The sequence below is a fragment of the Cupriavidus sp. L7L genome (assembly GCF_004353535.1).
GTDB classification, from domain to species: domain Bacteria; phylum Pseudomonadota; class Gammaproteobacteria; order Burkholderiales; family Burkholderiaceae; genus Cupriavidus; species Cupriavidus oxalaticus_A.
The window spans coordinates 1-1751 of the sequence record NZ_SMNY01000135.1 but is presented as its reverse complement, the minus strand read 5'-3'; the positions used below and the strand labels follow the sequence as shown (position 1 = coordinate 1751).

The following is a 1751-nucleotide window of genomic DNA, read 5'->3' as shown; positions in this document are numbered from 1 at the left end:
TAACGCGCTCGCAGGCCTGCGCAAATACCTCGAAGAGACCGGGATCATTGAGCAATCGAACCAACAGCAAGAATTTTCCCTATTGAATCGCCCGTGAAGGAAAGAATATGAAGATCTCGTTTGAGCGCAAGCGGAAGGACATTGTCCGCATCGAGCCGGATGGCTCTCTCTCGTGCTTCTTTGCAGGAAGCGGCCACTTGAAGGCGATGTCCCGAGTGCGGTTGACATCAACTTTTTCCGCGTCTCTGAACGCATTTTCTGTGGCCTCTGCCAAGAGCGACAATACATCGCAGGAGGCGGACGCGGTAGCGCCATACGCCATTGTGTTCGTCACAGAGGACGACGGTGAGAAGCTACGCATCCTGGAGAGATTCCAGAACACTGAGGATGCCGAAGCCGCCCTGAGTCTCATCGTCAAGGTGTTCCACCGACGGTCCCTCGTGGAGCGACTGAAAGCAAGGCTGCGCACGTTGGGGCTCTATGTGGGCTTGCCGGTGCTTGTTCTGAGCCTGTACAGCACGATTACAACTCTCGCGTCAGCTAAATCGCAGTCCCCCGAGTTGACAGCAGCAATTCTGGCCGAAGCCAATCGGATCGCTGCGCCCACGGCGCTGGACTCTGCGCCAGCTGCGCGCGCGTCGCCGGTGACGCTGGCAGACGGGCGGATTGACGTGAACCCCGTCATCTTCCCGCCCGGAACGCCCGCGGTCTACGTGTTCTCCGACCCAAAATGCCCCGCGTGCCGCGCGGCAGAGCCCGCAGTCAAGGAGATTGCCCAACATCGCCCGGTTTTCGTTCTGCCTGTCGCCTACAAGCCAGGATCGGAAGAAGTGGCCGTCGACGCGCTGTGCCAGGGGGACCGCGAGCAGCAAGCGGCGGCATGGCGAGACGCGATGGCTCTGGACGTGCGCGGCAAGGAAAACAGCTTGAATGAAGAGCTGTTCACGAAGCGGAGCCGCGCCCCCAACCTGTGCGGGAAGGGCAAGGAGTGGTTGGAGAAGAATCGCCAAGCATTTGAATCCATGGGCCTGACGCAAACGCCTTCCGTGGTGAATGGAGATGGCCAACTGCTGGACCTAAACGACCTGGTGAAGCAGTACCGCTGATGCGGTGAACGACCGTGAACAACCCATACCAGACCGCGCCGAATCGGGAGCTGTCCCAACAAGGGATCACGCTCGACCCTCGCCCCATCGCTCAGAAGATGGGGGATTGGCTCAAGGAGCCAAGGAACTATGCAAAGTTCCAGCTGGGTGCTGCCGCCGCATCGGTGGCCCTGTCATTCCTATGGCTACCTATCACGGTGGTGATGGTGCTCACCCAGCTTTGGTACTCGTGGCAACGGTTCCAATTGCCAATGCGGATGCCGAAGCACCTTGGCGGTATCGACCCGACGTTGGATGCAGCAGAGCCGAACAAGGATGGGACAGGCGAAATCATCAAGCGCAAGGAAGCCGACGGGATCTTGCATCTCGGCAACCAGCGTTCCGTCGATCAGGCTGAGCACCTGAAAGAGCTATGGGTCACGAACTCGGATGCGCGCACGCACATGCTGCTGATGGGCACGACGGGTTCCGGTAAGACCGTCACGCTGCTCTCTATCTGCTTCAATGCCCTCGCATGGGGATCTGGGTTCTTCTACTCGGACGGCAAGGCAGATTCCAGCCTCCATGCCGCGGTGTGGAGCATGTGCCGACGAACTGGGCGGGAGGACGATTATCTTGTCCTCAACTTCATGACGGGTGGTGCGG

At 59.5% G+C, this 1751-nt stretch carries 1 protein-coding gene and 1 pseudogene; both read left to right on the top strand.

From position 1 onward, the window contains the following. The first annotated feature begins 107 nt into the window (after window positions 1-107). On the top strand, window positions 108-1106 hold the full coding sequence (locus tag E1J61_RS36510; RefSeq protein ID WP_133098610.1) for a thioredoxin fold domain-containing protein: 999 nt from the start codon (window positions 108-110) through the stop codon (window positions 1104-1106). A 14-nt stretch (window positions 1107-1120) separates the two neighbouring features. Then, window positions 1121-1751 (top strand): annotated as a pseudogene (locus E1J61_RS36505) (ATP-binding protein); the annotation flags it as partial.

Excerpts from the sequence above, each read along its gene's own strand:
- E1J61_RS36510 (WP_133098610.1), top strand. The coding sequence starts at position 108 with ATGAAGATCTCGTTTGAGCGCAAGCGGAAGGACATTGTCCGCATCGAG.